We start from the raw sequence: 21,625 nt of genomic DNA, 5'->3' as shown, positions 1-21,625 counted from the left end.
CCAAAACTGGAAATCTAGAACTGGAAATAAAGAAACTCCGTCGGAGCGGCAGACAACGCGCGCATAAGAGCCAGCGTGCCGACAAGACCGGTCAGCAGTCCGAATGCAAAAGTCGGCCGCCATTTCAGAGCGAAAAACGACCCGTCCGTTCGCGGAAAACCGGCTTCCGGTTCCAGCGCAGTCCTGTAATCACGCATCCACTGAGACGCGTTCGGCAAAAACCAGACGATCAGCCCCAGCACGACCAGCGCCAGAACCTGTGTCGCCGTCACCCCGGCAATATCCGGCATGGAAAGCGGCTGACGCAGAGAATGACCGGCCATACCAAGAAGAATACGGCAGGCGGACCCGACATCGGCCACGCGAAAGAAGATCAGACCGACCAGAACACAGAGAAAAGTAAGCAGAACCGAAAAGACCGTCTTAACCCGCGTCTCAGGCCTCACCAGCGACGGCCGGTGCGCCTTCAGGGCATGCCATGCGTGCGTAACGGTCAGATAAATCCCGTGCAGAAGACCGAAAACAATGAACTGCCACCCCGCACCATGCCAGACACCAGAGACGAACATGGTAAAAACCGTGGGCCCTGCCGTCAGTGTCGCAAACGCCCCCGGCGTCGTTTTACCCCGTTTCGGAACCGGACGTCCCGATTTCACGCGCGCCCGGGTGAGCGCAAGAGTGATCGGATTATAGACATACGCCGTCAGAAAACGGGTCAGCGTCATGTGCCAGCGCGACCAGAATTCAATAATATTACGGGCTTTATAAGGACTGTCGAAATTCGGCGGCAGACTGATTCCGAAAAGAAGACCAAGACCAATAGCCATATCGGTATAGCCGGAAAAATCGAAATAGATCTGCATGGCGTAGCTCAGCGCCCCGCTCCACGCCAGCGTGAAAGACGGAATCCCTCCTTCACGGGCAAGACTGAACACCGGCCCCACATAAGTCCCGATCGGATCAGCCAGAATCACCTTTTTTGTCAGCCCGGTCAGGAAAAGAGTGAGACCGACAGTGAGCCGCCCCACCTCCCCTCCGCTCCTCAGAAGCTGCGTAAACTGGGGCAGCATTTCCCGGTGATGCGTAATGGGTCCGGCGATAAGATGCGGAAAGAAAGAAATAAACAGAAGATAATCCGGAAAACTGTGCTCGACAGCGCGTCCGTCATGCGCATCGCTGAGATAGGCGATCTGCTGGAACGTAAAAAACGAAATCGCCAGAGGCAGAACGATGGACGGGACCGACAGACTCACACCCGGAATCTGGTCAAGCGTCTGAAACAGAAACCCCGCATACTTGTACCAGGCGAGAGCCAGCAGATTAAGACCAACAGCAAAGAGAAACAGACTCCTGGAAGGCGACCGTGCCAGCCATGTACCAAAAACAAAATTCATGACGATACTGGCAAGAAAAATCGGCAGACACGCAATATTCCACCAGGAATAAAACAGAAGGGACGCCCCGGCCAGCCATCCCACAGCCGCGCGCTCCTGCCGTATTCTGGTCAGGAAAACGAAGCCGGCATAAACAGCCGGAAGAAAGTAAAGGATGAAAATACGTGAGTTAAACAGCATTACACTATTATTTCATAAATATTTATTGTCCGATCATAGATAAAACGCAGTCAAAGAGAGATCACGTTTCTGTTACACACACCAAAATCCCGGCGCCGGACAGATCAACGGGTCAGAACCATCCTGGTTTCTCAATCTCACTCAGATTGTCGGACAAAATAACCACTCCCGACCTGCGAGCACTCCAGCAGTGCCGCCGCAGACCGGATTTCGGAATCACCCTCTCTCATCCGTTTCCGGCGCCCCCCTGACACCCTGCTGACCCGAAGCGGCGTTGCCGAAAACCATGGTCAGACAATTCAGAACACCAGCCGGCCGGATCGGGATCAGTCTCCATCCCCGCCACTCAGCCACATCACACGGACAGAGCCGTCAGCTGACCGGAAACAGGAGACGGCGCAATCAGAAGCGCCCGGATGGCAGGAGGAATGCTGCTGCTGTTCTGCGGGGTAACACGGGAAATGCCAGCAAGTTCTTTCCGGATGTCGAAACCCGGAGGCAGCTTCTGCATCACGATCCGGACACAGGACGGAAGCTGCGCCCCTCATCAACTACCAGTATCCGTACTATAACCAGTATTTCCTGTTCAACATGACCCTCGGATACACCTTCCTGCAGCACTACAACGTCAACTTCGTCATGAACAACGTCTTCGACGCCAAACCGCAGTTCCCCTACACCGGCGACACCACACGCTACTGGGAAGGCATCATCGGACGATCCTTCAAACTCGATGTCGGCGTCGAATTCTGACGGAAACCCCCGACAGGCAGCCGCAATAAAAGGCCACCCAGCCCGCTACGGACCAGTCAGATCAACACAGACCGGCCTGTGATCGGACGGGCCATACGCAAGAGCACGCGCTCCGGTCGCGGTCAGCCCCCGCACGAGACAGCGGTCAATCCGCAAAGGCACCAGGCCATACATCCGGTGCGTCGCACGACGCGGCCCGACATCGCGAAAATCAGGCAGGCAGACCGGACCAAAAGCATTGTAATCGCCCATGATAACGTTCAGCGCGGGAAATTCCGTGAGAAGATAACGCAGCTGCCGCCGGTTACAGAACTGCCCGTGATCGAGATGAACATTAGCGATCTCAAAACCGTCCCGGCGAACGACAAGGGCAGCCCGCAAAGCAATTCTGCGGAAAACAGCAACCGGAAAATCCAGCCTCCTGCCGGGAGGAAGAATAATCTCCTCAGATCCGAAAGGCTGCGGACTCCAGACAGCAGGACCATTGTTTCGACCTGGCGCGACAACCCGCCTGTAATAACCGCCAGTCAGCTGAGGCAGCGTATCCATCACCGCCGTCGCTTCCTGCAACAGCACGAAATCAGGCTGAAGAGCAGCGACAAGACGTCCGACATGCCCCGGCCGCGCAGTGCCGTGCGACCAGACGTTCCAGCTCAGTATACGCAAGGTTCAGCCTTTCCTCAGACATTACAAGCCGATGCAGGGTCGCAGACCCACATGTTTTGGGGAAGACCCGAAGCGGGATACGGATCGAAGCATTTCTCAGGGCTCTGCCCTGAAACCCGCAAAGGGACGCAGCCCCTTTGATCCCGGTTTGTTAAGAGACCTTTTTAAAGTCTTAAATTGGGCAAAAGTTTTTAGGCGCCCCCTTTTTCCAGAAAGGCGGCATTCCCCGCAACCTCACCAGAAACCTCTCAATAACTGACAGGAGACTTCACAAGCAGGCTTTCAGAAACAGTCTCTGACAAATAAAACGCAGGGCACAACCCTTCCCGCCATGACACGGAGCAGAACCCCGCCCCACCCCGTCAGGAAATCCCGAAATGCCTGATCGTCGCCGGATTGAATTTCTCCAGATCATCGGGACAGCGCGAAAACAGAAACTGCCCGTCCGTCACCACCGCCTGATCCACCCAGGTCGCACCGGCATTTTTCAGATCCGTCTTAATCGCCGGCCAGGATGTCACGGTCTTCCCGCGCAGCGCCCCCGTCTCGATCAGCGTCTGCGACCCGTGACAGATCACCGCAACAGGTTTCCCCGCATCAATCATATCGCGGACAAACCGCACCGCCGTCTCATCGACCCGCAATTTGTCCGGAGACGCCACCCCACCCGGTAACAGCAAAGCATCATAGTCGCCGGCAGACGCATCTTTAACAGCAAGATCCGCCTTCAGCTTCCCGGACGGATAAATATCACCCTTCACCGCCTGAAACTCTCCCTTTTCGAGAGAAATAATAACAACCTCGGCGCCCGCTTTCCGCAAGGCATCCACCGGCGACGTCAGTTCGATTTCTTCCGTGCCATCAGCGGCAAGAACAGCAATTTTCCTGGTCATGACCTCACTCCTTCATCGGCCTGAATGGCCGTTGTCGTGTGACCCGCCAACCGTGCGTCAGCGTGGGCATGTCAGGACAGAACGTTATGAAAAGCCGCATGGTTCATGCAGGGCAGCTTCCATTCCCGCGCAGGCTCCGTCTTTCCCCTGATTTGACCCGCATCACAATGCCTCCCAGAATTGCCGCACTCATTGATTCCTCCCCTGACCGGCCGTACGCGGAGGAAAACCTCTGCACGGCCTTACGAAAACGGACAGAGACTATGGCGCTTCATCGGGTTGCGGTCATTCAGGCCGGAACAACGCTTTTCGACACCCCGGCAACACTGGACCGCATGCAGGCCCTCTGCGAAAAAGCCGGCTCAATGCAGATCGAACTGGCCGTGTTCCCGGAAGCCTATATCGGCGGCTATCCCAAAGGACTCGATTTCGGCGCCCGCATGGGCACCCGCAGCGCAGCAGGACGCGAGGACTATCTGCGCTACTGGCGCTCAGCCATCGACGTGCCCGGCGCGGAAACAGCCCGCATCGGCAGCTTCGCCGCACAGATGAAAGCCTTCCTCGTCACCGGCGTCATCGAACGGGACGGCACCACGCTTTACTGCACAGCCCTGTTTTTCGGCCCGGACGGCGCCCTGCTCGGCAAACACCGCAAACTGATGCCAACCGCCACGGAGCGCCTCGTCTGGGGCCAGGGCGACGGCTCCACAATCCCGGTTCTGGACACGCCACTCGGAAAACTCGGCGCCGCAATCTGCTGGGAAAACTACATGCCGACCCTCCGGCAGACGATGTACGCCAAAGGCATCAGCCTCTGGTGCGCCCCCACCGTGGACGAACGCGAGATCTGGCAGGCCTCCATGCGCCACATCGCCTATGAAGGCCGGACTTTCGTGCTGAGCGCCTGCCAGTATCTGACACGGGCCGACGCGCCCGCGGAGTACGACTGCGTGCAGGGCGCCGATCCCGAAACCGTTCTGATCCGGGGCGGCAGCGTCATCGTCGGCCCGGACGGCGCCATCCTGGCCGGCCCCGTTTACGGAAAAGAAGCGATCCTGACAGCCGATATCGACCCGGACGACATTATCCGCGGCCGGTACGATCTTGATGTCTCAGGGCATTACGCCCGGCCGGATGTCTTCCGTCTCACCGTCGATGAAACAGCACGGCAGACCGTCACACGGACAGAAGAAGATATTATTTTCCCGGAAGACAGCACCGGCTTCTGAAGCACGGGATATCGCAGGGCGCTGCCCTGCACCCGGCAAAGGTCTGAGACCTTTGCAAACCATTCTGTTAAACAAACCGGGATCAAAGGGGCTACGCCCCTTTGTGGGGTCCGGGGCAAAGCCCCGGAAACCCGTCCATCAGAAAATCAGGCCTTCAGCGCCTTCTTCAGACGCGCATCGATCGTATCCAGGAACGGCTGCGTATCCAGCCACTTCGTCCCCTTGCCAACCAGCAGCGCCAGATCCTTTGTCATCTCGCCGGCCTCAACCGCCTCGACGCAGACCCGCTCAAGCGTATCGGCAAAGTTGACCACATCCGGCGTGTCATCGAACCGGCCGCGATACGCCAGACCCCGTGTCCAGGCATAAATCGACGCAATCGGGTTCGTGCTGGTCGGACGCCCCTTCTGATGCTCGCGGTAATGCCGCGTCACCGTGCCATGCGCCGCCTCGGACTCAACGATCGTGCCCGTCGGATCGAGCAGAACCGACGTCATCAGACCCAGGCTGCCGAAACCCTGCGCCACAATGTCACTCTCGACATCGCCATCATAATTCTTACAGGCCCAGACATAGCCGCCATCCCATTTCAGGGCAGACGCCACCATGTCGTCGATCAGACGATGCTCATAGGTCAGACCGAGCTTATCAAAATCGGCTTTGAACTCTTTCTCGTAAATCTCCTGGAACACATCCTTGAACATGCCGTCATAGGCTTTCAGAATCGTGTTCTTGGTCGAGAGATAGACCGGCAGCTTCCGGTCCCGCCCGTAGCTCAGCGAAGCCCGCGCAAACCCTTCGATCGACGCCAGCGTGTTGTGCATCCCCAGCGCCACGCCAGGTCCCTTAAAGTCATGCACATCAAGCATGATCGGCTCGCCGCCACCCTCTGGAACATAGTTCAGCGTAACCTTGCCCGGACCCGGAATTTTCGTCTCCGCCGCGCGATAGATGTCGCCATAGGCATGACGCCCGATCACGATCGGCTTGCTCCAGTGCGGCACCAGACGCGGCACGTTCGAGCAGATGATCGGCTCACGGAAAATCGTGCCGTCCAGAATGTTGCGGATCGTGCCGTTCGGCGACCGCCACATCTTCTTGAGACCAAATTCCTCAACCCGCGCCTCATCCGGCGTAATCGTCGCGCATTTAACGCCAACGCGGTATTTTTTAATCGCCTCAGCCGCCTCGACCGTCACCTTGTCGTCGGTCGCATCACGATGTTCGATGCCGAGATCATAATATTTCAGATCGATGTCGAGATAGGGAAGAATCAGGCTGTCTTTGATGAAGTGCCAGATGATCCGCGTCATCTCGTCGCCGTCGAGCTCGACGACCGGGTTTTTTACCTTAATTTTTGCCATGGGACGGACCGGCTCCCCTTTCTTGTTGTTGTCGCAGACACCCTGAAACGCTGCGGGAAAGGTGTCTGGCACTAGCACGAGGAACGACGCTCCCCCTATGCCGGAAGCCCCCGCACAAGTTCACAATCACGATAGGAGACATACGATCAGTGAATAGAAATCGCCGACCGGACTGCACCGTTCACGAGGCTCTGCCCCGTCCCCCGGCAAAGGTCGCGGACCTTTGCAAACCATTCTGTTAAACAAACTGGCGTCCAGCCTCCGGCGGGTTTCAGGGCAGCGCCCCGACCTCACTCCTCCCGCACCCGCGCCAGCCAGAGCCGCACCGTCAGCCTGTCCTCCAGCGTCACCACCTCGACCACCTCCAGCCCTGCCGCCGCAAACCAGAACCGCATCCGCTCATCGGGAAATCCCAGCCAGGCATGCGCGTCCTTCTCCCGCAGCTCCCGCCGGTCATGTGTGGCGAAATCAACCACCAGCAGCACCCCGCCCGGCGCCAGAACCCGCGCCGCCTCCGTAATCGCCGCCCCCGGATGCTGCGCATAATGCAGCACCTGATGCATGATCGCCGTATCCATACTCCCCGCCGGCACCGGCAGCGCATACAGATCACCCTGACGCAGCTCCACACGCGGCATCCCGTCCAGCTTGCTCCGCGCCAGGCGCAACATCGCAGGACTCCGGTCAACCCCGACCGAACTGACGGCGGACGGCCCCAGCAATTCGATCATCCGCCCCGTCCCCGTCCCGATATCCAGCAGCCGCCCGACCGGATGATCCGGCAAACGCCGTGACAGCAGCGTCAGAATCGCGGACTCGACCTCCTGCTCCGCCACATGCAGCGACCGGATCGCATCCCACTCGGAAGCATGCGTCTCGAAGTAATCCCCCGCCTCCGTCGCCCGCACTGACCGCACGGACTCCAGCCGCGCCCGATCCGCCTCCATCTCCGGATCAGGCTCCGTCTGCCAGCCTTCCATCGCCAGCAGAACCGGCTCCACGATCCGCGTCTCGCCCAGCGTGAGAAACACCCGGTTCCCCTCCTTCCGCCGCGCCACCAGCCCCGCCTGCGTCATGATCCCCAGATGCCGCGAAACCCGCGGCTGACTCTGCCCGAGCACCTGCGCCAGCTCGCCGACAGACAGCTCCATCCGGTGCAGAAGGGACAGAATACGCAGACGCGTCTGATCGGCCAGCGCCTGAAAGATCGGAAGAGCAGTCATCATGCGCGCTATATATAACAATATCTTTATATACGCAAACAGTTTGACAGAGCCTCCCGCCCCGCCGTATGGGCAGAGTGTCATGGTTCTCCGGCACGCCACCACGCGCCGGAGCTAAGAGGGAAGCCGGTGTAAATCCGGCGCTGCTTCCGCAACTGTCAGCGACGAGCCGCGAGCCAGAACGTCACTGGGTGCCCAGCCCGGGAAGACGGCTCACCGGCGAAGACCCGCAAGCCAGGAGACCTGCCAGGACACAGAAAACCTCCGGCGGGGCGTCCCGGGCGGCTCATGCGTTTCCCCGCGCTGCATCCCCGCAGCACGGCCCGCATCCGGCTGCCCGCAGGCTTCGACCGGCAAAACTGGGAGAACTTCCATGGGCGTGAGTGTTGCCACTCTCGGCTTTCCGCGTATTGGTCCGCGTCGCGAACTGAAAACGGCGCTTGAAACATACTGGTCCGGCGCCAGCGACCCCGAAACCCTGTCCGGCACCGCCGCGGGGCTTCGTGAAAACACATGGCTGTGTCAGCATGATCTCGGTGCGGATATCGTGCCCTCCAACGATTTCTCGCTCTACGATCACATCCTGGACACCAGCGTCATGACCGGCGCCATCCCGGCCCGCTACGGCTGGAAAGGCGGCCCCGTCGATCATACGACCTACTTCGCCATGGCCCGCGGCGCCCCCGGCGTCACCGCCGGCGAAATGACGAAATGGTTCGACACCAACTATCATTATCTCGTGCCGGAATTCGCACCGGACCAGTCCTTCGCACTGTCCTCCACAAAGGCGGTGGACGAATACAGAGAAGCAAAACGCCTCGGCATCGAAACGCGCCCCGTCCTGCCCGGCCCGGTGACATTCCTCCTGCTCGGCAAGATGCAGAACGGCGGCGACCCGCTGACTCTCCTGCCCCGCCTGCTTCCGGTTTACGCCGATGTGCTCTCACAGCTCGCCGAACTCGGCGCCTCCTGGGTGCAGATCGACGAGCCCGTCCTGGTGACGGACCTGTCCGACGCCGCCCGCGCCGCCTTCACGGACGCCTACGCGGCCCTGACGAAAGCCGTTCCCGGCATCCGTCTGATGCTCACCACGTATTTCGGCGCCCTCGGCGACAACCTTCCCACCGCGCTGTCCCTGCCCGTCCACGGGCTGCACATCGACCTCGTCCGCGCCCCGGAGCAGCTCGCCCCGGTTCTCGAAGCCGCCCGACCGGATCTCGTCCTTTCGCTCGGCGTCATCGACGGACGCAATGTCTGGCGCGCCGATCTCAGCGCCCTGCTCGACCGTCTCGAACCCGTTTTCCTCGCCCGCCGCGACATCATCCTGGCCCCGTCCTGCTCCCTGCTGCACGTGCCGGTCGATCTGGAGCGCGAGCGCGATCTGGACCCGGATGTCGCCGGCTGGCTCGCCTTCGCCGTGCAGAAAATCACCGAGCTCAGCGTCCTGGCGACCGCCCTGCGCGACGGACGCGAAGCCGTAAAAACCGCGCTGGACGCCTCCGACCGCGCCGCCGCCTCCCGCCGCGCGCACGAGAAAATCCACGACCAGACCGTCAAGGCACGCCTCGCCGCCATCACCCCGGCGATGGCCCGGCGCAGCTCTCCTTTCGAAAAACGACGTCAGCCTCAGCATGACTCCCTGAAGCTGCCCCTCTTCCCGACCACCACCATCGGCTCTTTCCCGCAGACACCGGAAGTCCGCAAAGCCCGCGCCGATCACGCCAGAGGCCTGCTCTCCGACGCCGGTTACGAAGACTTCCTCAAAGCCGAAACCGCCCGCGCCGTCCGCTGGCAGGACAATATCGGCCTCGACGCGCTGGTTCACGGCGAGTTCGAGCGCAACGACATGGTCCAGTATTTCGGCGAGCAGCTCTCAGGTTTTGCGTTCACGAAACATGCCTGGGTCCAGTCCTACGGCTCCCGCTGCGTCCGTCCGCCGATCATCTTCGGTGACGTCTCCCGCCCGAAACCGATGACGGTCGCCTGGTGGCAATACGCACAGTCTCTCACAAAGCGCCCGATGAAAGGCATGCTGACCGGCCCGGTCACCATCCTGAACTGGTCCTTCGTGCGTGACGACCAGCCCCGCAGCGAGACCTGTTTCCAGATCGCCTTCGCCATCCGCGACGAAGTTCTCGATCTCGAAAAAGCCGGCGCCTCCATGATCCAGATCGACGAAGCCGCCCTGCGCGAAGGCCTGCCCCTCCGCCGCGCCGACTGGCAGACTTATCTCGACTGGTCCGTCACAGCCTTCCGCATCGCCTCCTCCGGCGTGCAGGACGCCACGCAGATTCACACCCATATGTGCTACTCGGAGTTCAACGACATCATCGCCGCCATCGGCGCCATGGACGCCGATGTCATCTCCATCGAAACCGCGCGCTCAAAGATGGAACTGCTCGACGCCTTCGCAGGATATCAGTATCCGGCGGAAATCGGACCAGGCGTGTATGACATCCACTCCCCGCGCGTTCCCACCGTCGATGAGATGGTCGCCCTCCTGAACACCGCCCGGACCCGGCTGAGAGACGATCAGATCTGGGTCAACCCGGATTGCGGCCTCAAAACCCGGAAATGGGCCGAAGTCGAACCGGCCATCGCCGCCATGGTCGCCGCCGCCAACGCCATGCGTACGTAACCCGCTGTTCCTCAGGGCTCCGCCCCGAACCCCGCAAAGGGACACAGTCCCTTTGAACCCGGTTTGTTTAACAAATCGAGGTGCAGGAGGCCGCGCCTCCTGCCGGGTTTCAGGGCAGAGCCCTGAATACATCCCGATACAAAAAAGACCATTTCACAACCACACATGAGCCTGTCCCATGCCGCCTGAAACACACTCCGAACATCCTGCTCCCCACCCCGGCACAGAAGTCTCGTTCGAGTTCTTCCCGCCGAAGACGGACAGGGCCGAAGAGACTCTGCTTCAGACGGCGGACGAACTGGCCCGCCTCCGCCCCCACTTCATGACCATGACCTACGGCGCCGGCGGCACCACCCGCGACCGCAGCATCAGCGCCGCCGCATCCCTGGCCCGGCGCACGGACGTCCCCATCGCCGGCCACCTCACCTGCGTCGGCGCCTCCAGACAGGACGTCGATAACGTCGCCAGACAATATCTCAGCGCCGGCATCCGCCACATCGTCGCCCTGCGAGGTGATCCCCCCGTGCCCGGCACGCCGTTCGAACCCCACCCGGAAGGCTACCGGAACGCGGCGGAACTCGTCGCCGGCCTGACCCGGATCGCCCCTTTCGATATCTCCGTCGCCGCCTATCCGGAAGTCCACCCCGAAGCCCGCAACGCACAAAGCGATCTCGACAACCTGAAAGCCAAGCTCGACGCCGGCGCCACCCGCGCCATCACCCAGTTTTTCTTCGATCCCGACGTCTTCCTGCGCTTTCGCGACAAAGCCGCGGCCCACGGCATCACCGCTGAAATCGTCCCCGGCATTCTGCCCGTTTCCGGAATCGCCCAGGCGTACAAATTCGCGGCGATGTGCGGCGCCCATATTCCGGACACGGTCCGAAACCTCTTCGACGGGCTCGACGATCATCCCGAAACACGCAGCCTCGTTACAACGGCCTTCGCCGCCATGATGTGCCGCCGCTTACAGAACCATGGTGTCCGGAGCTTCCATTTTTATACCCTGAACCGCCCGGCCCAGAGCGCGGCGCTGTGCCGGCTCCTCGGGCATAAAAACGGGACCGTCTTGTGAAACAAGGCTCTAAATCATAAAAAAGTTTTTGGTGAAGCTTTTTTCAAAAAGCTTCAGAAGACACCGCCTTTTTGAAAAAAGGCGGCACCCAAAAACTTTTATTACTTTTTATCAAAGAGTTGCCGTGGAAGGCTAGTTGAGGCGGTCAGATGAACGGAACGCAAAATATAATGCCATCTGTCTGTTATGACCGTTTCTGCCCCTTTGAAGCTTTTGAAAAACCCTGATTAAAAAACCGGGATCAAGGGGACCGCGCCCCTTTGCGGGGCCCGGGGCAGAGCCCCGGACAACCACCACACCAGGCACTCTGTTATCACACAACCCATAATCAAAGAGGCCAACCCTACCGCAGCCCCATCACCTTCATCTTCCGGTACAGCGTCGCCCGGCTGATCCCCAGACTCCGCGCCGTCGCCGCCGCATTCCCCTTCGACAGCGCCAGCGCCGAGCGGATCACACTCTCCTCGGCCTTCTGAAAACTGAGCGCCTCGCCCGCCTCCAGCTCGGTCAGCAGCTTCGGATGCTCCCCGATCGTCGCATCGGTCCAGCCCGTCAGAACACGGGCCGCATGCGTCGCCCCGGTAATCTCCCCGTCGTCATTGATGGACACCAGCGGCGACGAACACCCATCCGCCGGCCCCAGCGTCAGCACACGCCCACCCGTATAGCGCGCCCGGAACAACTGCTCCTCAATGCGCCGTCCGGCCTGCATCACCGCATCCAGCACAAGCGGCGCCGCCGGCCGCGTCTCATTCCCGTTAAACGCCGCCAGATTGATCGCTCCGGCAACACCACCCTGCGCATCGAAAATCGGAACGGCATAGCTCGCAAGAAGAGAAAAACAGAACCGCCAGTGCTCGCCCTCACCCAGGAAAAGCGGACAGCAGTCACGCACAGCCGTCCCGATCCCGTTGGTCCCCGCCTCGCTCTCATTCCAGAGCGCCCCCTCGCGCAGCTCCAGACGACGGCAGAGCGGCTGATGAGTTTCATCAATGCAGCGGGCCAGAATCATCGCGTCCGGATCAGCCAGCAGCGCCATCAGGCCCAGCCCCTGCACCAGCCCGAACAGCCGGCGCATCTCCGGCATCGCCACCTGCACCAGAGTCGCCGAACGACCGCTGACATGCCGGAACTCCGCCCCGGACAGAACGTCAGCCTTCCACCCCTGAGACGGGTCCAGCTTCCAGTCGCCCTCACAGCGCTCCCAGGATTTCGCAACCTCAGTCGTCTGCGCGCCCGAAAGCACGGGTCCGCTTACGCCACGCTCCCTGTCTCTGTTAAGAGACGGCTTCATCATTGCTCATCGTTCATTTATCCGCTGACCAGATGCTGCTCCGCCAGCCTTATAACAGCCTCAGAACGATAAGTGTTATACATAATAATGACCCTTCACCACAATTCACAAGCACGGCAGCATCGCCCACCGGAAAGCAGTTACCAGAGATAAACAAACTTCACGTAATAAGCATTGCTTTCAGGAATGTTCCGCCCTTCGACAGAATGGGAATAGCGCGTCGTAAAAGAAAAATGCTTTGATATATTAAACATGATCCCGCCGCCCAGCGCCACTTCCCGGCTGTTCGAGTTATCAAGATACTGGCTGATCGTCCGGTCATACGTGCCCTTGACGTTCTGCCAGTCAAAAGCAAAGAACGGCTCAACAAGTTTCGTGGCTTTCCAGCTGAACCTGAGATTGGTGTAGAACACCACCCCCGGCGAATAGCTGTGTCCCCCCTTCTGATTGCGCTTGCCACCCCCGGCAACCGTCCCCGCATCGCCGTCGAAACTGAAATGCTTCCACTCGTAATCAAAGATAAAGCTTGAAATATTCGACCAGTATCCCGGCGAAAGCCCCTCCCGAGTGCCGGAATTGGTCTGCAGAAAGGTCTGAATCCCGAACGTGCTGTGCTTGTTCGGTTTGAACCATGCCGCCGGTCCCGTAATCGTCGGTCCCAGCCCGCCTGAATCCGTCCCGTTCGCCAGAGAATAACTCTCCGTCTGAATCAGCTCGAACGCGAAACCCACATGCGGAATCGCATCGAAGCTGCGAAAATGCACATATTTCGTCATTCCCGCCCAGGTGTGGCTTCCACCCTCGGCATGACGCTGCCCGAGACTATTGTAGGAGCTGCCGGCCGCATTCCCGTCCCCGTACTGCACCAGCACGTTGAACGGCTTGAAATCGACCGGCAGGTCGTATTCATGCGGCCCGATAATACCAAGAGTGACGTCCGCCGCCCTGGCCTTCCCCGCGCCGGACAGCGCAATGGCTGCAACAGCGGAGAGAAAGCGCAGAGCGCGAAGCCATTCCGGATTGTCCGTCAGACGCATTGGGGTATCTCCCCTGAATAGAAACAGCAGGCAGCCGGCGCTCCGGCTGCCTGCTGTTTTCCCGTTATTATCGGGCCGCAGTTCCCTGCTGACCATCAAGCGTATAGGCAATGATGTAATCGCCGCTGCGGGTGCCAAGACCGCCATGACCACCGGCGGCAATCAGCACATACTGCTTCCCCCCGATCTCATAGGACATCGGCGTGGCCTGCCCGCCCGCTGGCAGACGATCGCTCCACAGCACCTTGCCCGTAGCCAGATCAAAGGCGCGCAGATAGTCGTCCGCCGTCGCGCCCATGAACACCACGCCGCCTTTGGTCACGATGTTGCCGCCGATGTTATACATGCCCGTCGGCAGCGGCAGGTTGTTGTGCGTCCGGAAAGGCCCGGTGTCGCGCGTCGTCCCCACCGGGTGCTGCCAGATGATCTTCTTCGTCACGAGATCGATCGCCGACAGCGTGCCCCAGACCGGCCCCTTGCACGGAATCTGCAGCGGATTCAGCCACGGATTGGTCAGAGCGATATACGGTGTGCCGTAGTCAGGCGACACGGACAGCGCATCCCCCTTCGCGGCAGGCTCATCCCCCTGGCCGTTCCATTTCGGCAGAATGCCATCGCCTTCCAGCTTCTGACGATGATCGAGCTTGATCCGGAACGGCAGATAACTCGCATTCGCCAGCATGATCTTCCGCTGCGGGTCGATCGTGATGCCCTGCCAGTCAACCACGCCATAGAACGCCGGATAAACGATCGTCGTCTGGCCGACATGCGGCGGCGTGAACTGCCCCTCATAGGCCGACTGACGATACTCGATACGGCAGATCATCTGATCCAGCAGCGTCGCGCCCCACATGTCGCTCTCTTTCAGATCAGGAGGCGTCAGGCTCGGCATCGCCGCCGGATAGGGCTGCGTCGGAGACACATGATCGTCCGGCGCATGACCCGCCGTCGGAACAGGACGCTCCTCCACCGGATATCCCGGAACCGGCTGACCGGTGCGACGGTCCAGAACGAAGAACTCACCGCGCTTCGTGCTCTGCACCAGCGCCGGAATCGTCTCGCCATTCGGACCCGGCAGCTCAACCATGGACGGCCCGGACGGAATATCCATGTCCCACAGGTCATGATGCACCGTCTGGTAGGTCCAGCGCCGCTCACCCGTCTCGATATCCAGAGCAATCGTCGAAGAGGATGTCGCATCGTCGAACGGACGCCGCGTGCCACCCCAGTTATCCGGTGGCGAATTTCCCGTCGGAATATAAACCAGCCCAAGCGCCGGATCGGCTGTGTAAACACCCCAGGCGTTCGGCGTGTCGCGCGTCAGAACATCGTCCGGCCCCGGCTTCCAGGTCTCCGGATTATGCCCCGCATCCCATGCCCACTCCAGCGCGCCCGTCGTCGCATTAAAGCCGCGGATCGCACCGGACGGCTCGAAATTCGCCTGGTTGTCGAACACCCAGCCACCCGTAATCAGGCGGTTCTTCGCCACCAGCGGCGGCGAGGTGATGAAGTGGAACCCGTGCGGCACATGACCCAGATACTCGCGCAGCGAGATAAAGCCGTGATCGCCGAAATCCTCGCAGGTCTTCCCGGTCTCCGCGTTGAGCGCGACCATGCGGACGTCAGCAACCGGCGAATAGATGCGGTCGCGACAGTCCGTCTGAATCTCGTCCGGCACGTGATAATACGTCACGCCACGGCAGGCGAGATACACGTTCTTCGCCAGATCGGCGGCCGCCGGATGCGGATCGAACTTCCATTTCACCTTGCCGGTCGCGGCGTCCATCGCCATCACCCAGCTGTGCGGCGTGCACATATACAGCGTGTTGCCAACCTTGATCGGCGTGACTTCCAGGTTGAACTCATGCCCCTGGTCCGGACCCGCGACCGTGCCCTCGCCCTCCTGCTGCACGTCACCCGTGCGCGTCACCCAGGCCCGCTTCAGAGACCCGATATTCGACCGGTTGATCTGGCTCAGCGGCGAATAGCGGTCGCCCCCCATCGTACGGCCATAGGCCGACCAGTCGCCATCCGGCACCCCGTCCGCCGCCGGATCGGGCTGACCCTGCGCCACCATCCGGTCATCCGGCACCGTGCCGTCGATCGAATAGGACGTAAAACAGCTGACAATCAGCGCCAGACAGGACACCGCCAGCGCCCCCAGCACTTCCCGCTTGTCAGCCAGCCAGTTCGTGCCCGAACGCCACACACCCGGAATCAGCAGCCAGGCGCCCAGACCCACCAGCGTCAGAAGCCGGACTTCCAGCCCCCAGATGTTGAAACCGACCTCAAACAGCGACCAGATCGTCGCCACCAGCAGAAGCCCGGCATACAGACGGACCGCCAGCTTCGGGTTCTTAAAGCCCGCCGCCGCCGCGCCGATCATGACGCAGCCGGCCAGAATGTAGAACCATGAGCCGCCAAGGAAGAGGAGCTGCGCCCCGCCAAAGAACAGGAAAAGTCCTGTCAGGCCGAGCAGAACCGAGGTTATGAGCGACCATAACCTCCCGCTGTTATCTCGCATGCCGCGTGTCTCTCTGTTGTTTCCATCGGCCGCACACCGTGGAACCGGAGAGATTTCACGATGACTGACGGCCAGCGCGTCTGCTCAGCATGACGAAACGGAAACACGCTATGCACGATCGGATATGGCTCACGCAGGTTTGTTCAGAGACGGTGAAACTGTCTCATCCGTGAGACAGTTTCCTCCGATGGCCGCGCCACAAAGAAACACAGTCCCAAATTCTAAAAGGCAATTATATTTTTTGCGCATGCAGACCAGTGGCACCGCGAATCATCTGTATAATTGATCGATTCTCTGAAAACCGGCTATTAGATGAACAAAAATACAAAAGTAGTTATTCCGCCTCAATGATGTCTCATCATAGCTGGATTAATCTGACATCATCGGTGGACCGATCAGTCCGGACCTGAACCATCCCGCATTAATTTCCGGGCTGGATGGAATATACTGTTCGGTCATCGCGCATATAACAAAAAATATTTGTGGCTTTCTGAATTGCAATATTGCGTAAAATCCTCCTTTCACCGCAAAATATCGATAGAAAAACTGAGCGGATATATCATGGCTTGTATGTGTTATATTCGGAATTCCGCTTAATTTTGATATTATTTCTTGAAATTTTTCGTGCCTGATTGCGCTCCAAGGTAAATGGGTAGCAAAAACTTCACCTCTAAAAATCTCTTTGTTATGCTTAAAATAGAGGGTCTGGCCGAACCAGACACACATTTTATTGAGCAAATCGGTTGAGTGGGGACCAAGCTCGGCAGCTTGCCAGCCATTCATCCCGTTGTTTGAAACGGCCTCGCGTGTGCCAAACATCTGCCGCAGATGAAATTTAGACTGTACGCTGGAAAGAGCCGTTAACTCCCTGATGACCTCCGGGCGATTGTTCCGTACTTCGTGAAGGTGTGTTCGAAACCTTGAATCCTCATCGTCGATGCCCCAGTCGAGCATGCTTACCAGAAGACTAAGCGCCTGTTCGTCCAGACTTTTTCCACGGTTGCATGTGCTGCAAGCTGGATAGATGTACCCCTCTGGAGCCTGTCTTTTATTAAAAAAATTGCGCGGCGGAAAATGATCTATTTCGTTTGCCAATCCACCGCAATAACAGCAGAGCTGATTTTCAGGGAAGGTGAGAAATGCCTTCCTGCTCATCTGTCTACGTTTGGCGTCGCCCATTATCTCCGCCGTTGATGATTATCTGTCTGATATTATGCATACCATGATTTTTGGGGCAGCAGTTTGCTGTCAATCAACCCCAGCCCCTGAACGCAGCCCTAATTCGATCCATTAAAATCAAAAGGAATGAAGGGGTCCCGACCCCTTCCGGGTGCAGGGCAGCGCCCTGCCCTGACGCTGCCCTGCACGAGAGTATCCAGGGCTCCGCCCCGGACCCCGCAAAGGGGCGCAACCCCTTTGATCCCGATCTGTTAAACAGAATGGTTTGCAAAGGTCCGCGACCTTTGCCGGGGCGCGGGGCAGAGCCCCGCAAACATCCCCAAAACGCAGAAACACGGCCCGAAGACCGCGTTCCCACCAGTTCCGATGCCCGTAAAAAGCAATCAGACCGAATAATACATCTCGAACTCGACCGGGTGCGGCGTGTGCTCGAAACGGAACACATCCTGCCACTTCAGCGCGATGTAGCTCTCGATCTGATCCTTCGTGAACACATTGCCCGCCAGCAGGAACTCATGATCAGCCTGCAGCGCCTCAAGCGCCTCACGCAGAGAACCGGCAACCGTCGGGATCTGCTTCAGCTCTTCCGGCGGCAGATCATACAGATCCTTGTCCATGGCGTCGCCCGGATGGATCTTGTTCTTGATGCCGTCCAGACCAGCCATCAGCATCGCCGAGAACGCCAGATAGGGGTTCGCCGTCGGATCAGGGAACCGGACCTCGACGCGCTTCGCCTTCGGGCTGGTCGCATACGGAATACGGCAGGACGCCGAACGGTTACGGGCCGAATAAGCCAGCAGCACCGGCGCCTCAAAACCCGGAATCAGACGCTTGTAGGAATTCGTCGACGGGTTCGTGAACGCGTTCAGCGCCTTCGCGTGCTTGATGATGCCGCCGATATAATACAGCGCCGTGTCGGACAGATCCGCATAGCCATTGCCCGCGAAGGTCGGCTTGCCGGCCTTCCAGATCGACTGATGCACATGCATGCCCGAGCCGTTATCGCCATAGATCGGCTTCGGCATGAACGTCGCGGTCTTGCCATAGGACACCGCAACGTTGTGGATGCAGTATTTATAGATCTGCATGAAGTCTGCCGACCGCACCAGCGTGTCGAACTTCGTGCCCAGTTCATGCTGGGACTGCGCCACCTCATGGTGATGCTTCTCGATCGGCAGACCCATCTCGCCCATCGTGGTCAGCATCTCGGCGCGCAGATCGCTCTCGCTGTCCACCGGCGCACAGGGGAAATAACCACCCTTCACGCCCGGACGATGCCCGAGATTGCCTTCAGGATACGCCTTCAGCGACGCATCAGGCCCCTCAATGCTGTCGAGCTGATACTTGCCGTAGTTCGGCCCCGTGCCGAACTGCACGTTGTCGAAAATGAAGAACTCGGCTTCCGGACCGAAAAACGCCGTGTCGCCCAGACCGGTGGACTGCAGATATTTCTCAGCCAGCTTCGCCGTCGAACGCGGATCGCGGTTGTAGAACTGCCCGGTCGCCGGATCGATGATGTCACAGATCAGGATAAGCTGCGGCTTGGCCGAAAACGGGTCCATGACCGCCGTCGCCGGGTCCGGGAGCAGAACCATGTCGCTCTCGTTGATCGCCTTCCAGCCGCCAATGGACGACCCGTCGAACATGAACCCTTCCGTGAAGGTGTCTTCCTCGATGGTCGTGATATACTGCGTGGTGTGATGCCACGTGCCACGCGGATCGGTGAAGCGCAGATCCACCAGTTCGACAGAGTTCTCCTTGATAAGCTCAAAGACCCTGGAAACCGCGGCAGCCGACGCGCTGGTCGAACCGGACTCTTTCTTCGCCATATTGCCCTTACCTGACTGTCAGACGCCGCCGGGCGACGTCGATGTTTGCGATTCCACCAGGCACGACGCGAAACATGCCACAGTGAAACCAGTCATGAACTTTTTTGTCCCATGTCGTCGCCTCCCGCAAGCCTCGGGCCATGCGGAATCCGGCGGACAGACAGGTCAGATCGCGTCGTCCCCGCGCTCCCCGGTCCTGATCCGGATCGCGTCCTCAACCGGAATGATAAAAATCTTTCCGTCCCCGATCCGCCCGGTGCGGGCCGCGTTCGTAATCGCCTCGACCGCCCGCTCGGCAAGATCATCCGGGCAGACAACCTCGATTTTCATCTTCGGAAGGAAATCGACGATATATTCCGCGCCGCGATAAAGCTCGGTATGGCCCTTCTGGCGCCCGAATCCTTTCGCTTCAGTCACAGTGATGCCCTGCAGGCCGAGCTCATGGAGCGCGTCCTTCACTTCATCGAGCTTAAACGGCTTTATGATGGCCTCGATCTTTTTCATTCCGTGTCGTCACACTACCAGTTGGCACAGCACCGCTGAGATACGCCTTCAGTTATCCGGAGAAAACCGCATTTTCCCGATCCCGCATTTTCGAGGCAGAAACCCGGACAGAAACACAGCGGCCATCGGACCGGACACAGGTTCGCACGGGCAGACGCGCGGGGCAATCGGGTTGTTACCGAAATAATCTGACCGGCACGGCGGAACCGGCAGAGCAGCTCCGTTCACGGGGCCTTGCCCCGAACCCCACAAAGGGACGCAGTCCCTTTGATCCCGGTTTATTAAGCATAAAGGGGTGAAGGGGGCGTCGTGCGCAGCACGCCTTCGCGTGACGACCCCTTCCGGGTGCAGGGCAGCGCCCTGCTCTGACGCAGCCCCGCACGAGAGTATCCAGGGCTCCGCCCCGGACCCCGCAAAGGGGCGCAACCCCTTTGATCCCGATTTGTCAGGTAACAGAGGACGCCGTGCTGCATGATGAACCTGCCGGGCGCGGGGCAGCACGCCCTCCGGCGAACAGATCCGGCCCGCGAAACAATTGACGCACAGCCCGCGCAGGGGCTTATCCTTCGCGCCCCTCGCCACTCCCTCCCGCCGGAGACGCCGTGAAACCGCTGAACCCCCAGATCGCCAGCCTGCCGACAACCATCTTCACGGTCATGTCAGCCCTCGCCACCCGGCACGGCGCCATCAATCTCGGCCAGGGCTTTCCGGACACCGAAGGACCGGCGCATCTGACCGAAGCCGCCGCCGCCGCCCTGCGCGACGGCCGCAACCAGTACGCCCCGCTCACCGGCCTCCCCGAACTGCGCGAGGCCGTCGCCCGCTCCAACGCCCGCTTCTACGGACTGACCGTCGATCCCGCGAGCGAAGTCGTCGTCACCTCCGGCGCCACCGAAGCCATCGCCGCCAGCCTCGCCGCCCTCGTCAGCCCCGGCGACGAAGTCGTGGTCATCGAACCCGCCTACGACACCTACCTCCCCGTCATCCGTCTCCTCGGCGCCATCCCGAAACTCGTCCGCCTGACCCCGCCGGCCTGGTCCGTCCCGCGTGACGCCCTCGCCGCCGCCTTCGGACCGAAAACCAAGGCCATCCTGCTGAACTCCCCGATGAACCCCTGCGGAAAAGTCTTCACCCCCGAAGAACTGGGATTTGTCGCCGGCCTCGTGCAGCAGTACGACACCTACGCCATCTGCGACGAAGTCTACGAACACCTCACCTTCGGCGCCCGCCACATCCCGCTCATGACCCTGCCCGGCATGCGCGACCGCTGCCTGCGCATCGGCAGCGCCGGCAAAAGCTTCTCCCTCACAGGCTGGAAAGTGGGCTACATCACCGCCCCCGCCGCACTGGCCACCGTCGTCGCGAAAGCCCACCAGAACCTCGTCTTCGCCACCGCGCCGAACCTCCAGCGCGCCGTGGCCACCGGACTGGACCAGGACACGGATTACTTCACCACCCTCGCACAGGATATGGCGCTCCGTCGCGACATCCTGGCAGCCGGCCTGCGGGAAACCGGCTTCGACGTACTCCCCTGCGACGGAACATATTTCCTCACCGCCGATATCCGTCCCCTCGGATCGGTCGTGCAGGACGGCGAGGACGATCAGACCTGGTGCCGCCGCATGGTCGAAGAAGCCGGCGTGGCAATGATCCCCGTCTCCGCCTTCTACGACCCCGCCGGCGGCGAACCCCCGCTCCACCTCGTCCGCTTCGCCTTCTGCAAAAAACCCCTCATCCTCGAACAGGCCATCACCCGCCTGCGCGACCGGGTCGAACGCGGCTGACACCACAAACAACCGCCAGCACCGTCCGGAATCAAAGCTGTTGACGGGCGCGGCCCCGTTGT

General features: G+C 60.1%; 19 protein-coding genes and 1 riboswitch. Of the genes, 6 read left to right on the top strand and 13 right to left on the bottom strand.

What is annotated here, in order from left to right:
• Positions 1–14: 14 nt before the first annotated feature.
• Both GOB93_RS11565 and GOB93_RS11560 read right to left on the bottom strand, forming a co-directional pair.
• Positions 15–1,574, bottom strand: a complete 1,560-nt coding sequence (locus tag GOB93_RS11565) for an MBOAT family O-acyltransferase (RefSeq protein ID WP_173583661.1) — start codon at positions 1,572–1,574, stop codon at positions 15–17.
• A gap of 355 nt (positions 1,575–1,929) precedes the next feature.
• A complete protein-coding gene (locus GOB93_RS11560; RefSeq protein ID WP_173583660.1) occupies positions 1,930–2,085 on the bottom strand; it encodes a hypothetical protein in 156 nt (51 codons plus the stop codon).
• 80 nt (positions 2,086–2,165) lie between these two features.
• On the opposite strand from GOB93_RS11560, the gene GOB93_RS11555 reads away from it, so the two are divergent.
• Complete coding sequence (locus GOB93_RS11555; RefSeq protein ID WP_173583659.1) at positions 2,166–2,327, top strand: hypothetical protein; 162 nt, start codon at positions 2,166–2,168, stop codon at positions 2,325–2,327.
• A 45-nt stretch (positions 2,328–2,372) separates the two neighbouring features.
• Here the strand turns inward: GOB93_RS11555 and GOB93_RS11550 are convergent, their stop codons facing one another.
• Both GOB93_RS11550 and GOB93_RS11545 read right to left on the bottom strand, forming a co-directional pair.
• Positions 2,373–2,993 carry an endonuclease/exonuclease/phosphatase family protein gene (locus GOB93_RS11550; RefSeq protein ID WP_173583658.1) on the bottom strand — a complete coding sequence of 207 codons (621 nt, stop codon included), beginning with the start codon at positions 2,991–2,993 and terminating at the stop codon, positions 2,373–2,375.
• Between the two features lie 362 nt (positions 2,994–3,355).
• Positions 3,356–3,886, bottom strand: coding sequence for a type 1 glutamine amidotransferase domain-containing protein (locus GOB93_RS11545; RefSeq protein WP_173583657.1), 531 nt, complete (start codon positions 3,884–3,886; stop codon positions 3,356–3,358).
• Positions 3,887–4,149: 263 nt separating this feature from the next.
• On the opposite strand from GOB93_RS11545, the gene GOB93_RS11540 reads away from it, so the two are divergent.
• Positions 4,150–5,115 carry a carbon-nitrogen hydrolase family protein gene (locus GOB93_RS11540; RefSeq protein WP_173583656.1) on the top strand — a complete coding sequence of 322 codons (966 nt, stop codon included), beginning with the start codon at positions 4,150–4,152 and terminating at the stop codon, positions 5,113–5,115.
• A gap of 146 nt (positions 5,116–5,261) precedes the next feature.
• Here the strand turns inward: GOB93_RS11540 and GOB93_RS11535 are convergent, their stop codons facing one another.
• Positions 5,262–6,479 (bottom strand): NADP-dependent isocitrate dehydrogenase, encoded by a 1,218-nt coding sequence (locus GOB93_RS11535; protein WP_173583655.1) that lies wholly within the window; start codon positions 6,477–6,479, stop codon positions 5,262–5,264.
• Between the two features lie 290 nt (positions 6,480–6,769).
• Positions 6,770–7,705, bottom strand: a complete 936-nt coding sequence (locus tag GOB93_RS11530; protein ID WP_173583654.1) for an ArsR/SmtB family transcription factor — start codon at positions 7,703–7,705, stop codon at positions 6,770–6,772.
• Between the two features lie 63 nt (positions 7,706–7,768).
• Positions 7,769–7,967, top strand: a riboswitch (cobalamin riboswitch).
• Between the two features lie 114 nt (positions 7,968–8,081).
• Between GOB93_RS11530 and metE the strand changes: the two genes are divergently transcribed.
• Together metE and metF are read left to right on the top strand one after the other, a co-directional pair.
• On the top strand, positions 8,082–10,340 hold the full coding sequence (metE, locus tag GOB93_RS11525; protein ID WP_338422360.1) for a 5-methyltetrahydropteroyltriglutamate--homocysteine S-methyltransferase: 2,259 nt from the start codon (positions 8,082–8,084) through the stop codon (positions 10,338–10,340).
• A gap of 178 nt (positions 10,341–10,518) precedes the next feature.
• Positions 10,519–11,412, top strand: coding sequence for a methylenetetrahydrofolate reductase [NAD(P)H] (gene metF / locus GOB93_RS11520; RefSeq protein WP_173583652.1), 894 nt, complete (start codon positions 10,519–10,521; stop codon positions 11,410–11,412).
• A gap of 343 nt (positions 11,413–11,755) precedes the next feature.
• Here the strand turns inward: metF and GOB93_RS11515 are convergent, their stop codons facing one another.
• The 7 genes from GOB93_RS11515 to GOB93_RS11490 all read right to left on the bottom strand — a co-directional run bounded on the left by GOB93_RS11515 (position 11,756) and on the right by GOB93_RS11490 (position 19,779).
• The gene (locus tag GOB93_RS11515) at positions 11,756–12,706 is read right to left on the bottom strand and encodes a helix-turn-helix domain-containing protein (protein ID WP_173583701.1); all 951 of its coding nucleotides are present in this window, start codon (positions 12,704–12,706) and stop codon (positions 11,756–11,758) included.
• A 140-nt stretch (positions 12,707–12,846) separates the two neighbouring features.
• Complete coding sequence (locus GOB93_RS11510) at positions 12,847–13,743, bottom strand: transporter (RefSeq protein WP_173583651.1); 897 nt, start codon at positions 13,741–13,743, stop codon at positions 12,847–12,849.
• 67 nt (positions 13,744–13,810) lie between these two features.
• Positions 13,811–16,267, bottom strand: coding sequence for a membrane-bound PQQ-dependent dehydrogenase, glucose/quinate/shikimate family (locus GOB93_RS11505; protein WP_173583650.1), 2,457 nt, complete (start codon positions 16,265–16,267; stop codon positions 13,811–13,813).
• 369 nt (positions 16,268–16,636) lie between these two features.
• Entirely contained in the window at positions 16,637–17,446 is an 810-nt protein-coding gene (locus tag GOB93_RS11500; protein WP_173583649.1) for a hypothetical protein, read from the bottom strand.
• 383 nt (positions 17,447–17,829) lie between these two features.
• Entirely contained in the window at positions 17,830–19,275 is a 1,446-nt protein-coding gene (gene glnA / locus GOB93_RS11495; RefSeq protein WP_173583648.1) for a type I glutamate--ammonia ligase, read from the bottom strand.
• 7 nt (positions 19,276–19,282) lie between these two features.
• Positions 19,283–19,417: a hypothetical protein gene (locus GOB93_RS22015; RefSeq protein ID WP_277877258.1), complete on the bottom strand. Its 135-nt coding sequence runs from the start codon at positions 19,415–19,417 to the stop codon at positions 19,283–19,285.
• A gap of 23 nt (positions 19,418–19,440) precedes the next feature.
• Positions 19,441–19,779, bottom strand: a complete 339-nt coding sequence (locus GOB93_RS11490) for a P-II family nitrogen regulator (protein ID WP_173583647.1) — start codon at positions 19,777–19,779, stop codon at positions 19,441–19,443.
• Positions 19,780–20,250: 471 nt separating this feature from the next.
• Here GOB93_RS11490 and GOB93_RS22010 point away from each other — a divergent pair, with 471 nt between their 5' ends.
• Both GOB93_RS22010 and GOB93_RS11485 read left to right on the top strand, forming a co-directional pair.
• Positions 20,251–20,385: a hypothetical protein gene (locus tag GOB93_RS22010; protein ID WP_277877257.1), complete on the top strand. Its 135-nt coding sequence runs from the start codon at positions 20,251–20,253 to the stop codon at positions 20,383–20,385.
• Entirely contained in the window at positions 20,382–21,563 is a 1,182-nt protein-coding gene (locus GOB93_RS11485) for an aminotransferase (protein ID WP_173583646.1), read from the top strand. The genes GOB93_RS22010 and GOB93_RS11485 overlap by 4 nt, the downstream gene beginning before the upstream one ends.
• The last annotated feature ends 62 nt before the right edge of the window (positions 21,564–21,625 follow it).

The sequence above is a fragment of the Acetobacter musti genome, assembly GCF_011516835.1.
In the GTDB taxonomy this organism is placed as follows: domain Bacteria; phylum Pseudomonadota; class Alphaproteobacteria; order Acetobacterales; family Acetobacteraceae; genus Acetobacter; species Acetobacter musti.
Note: the sequence above shows the minus strand (reverse complement) of the source record. Positions and strands in the feature narration are given on the sequence as shown.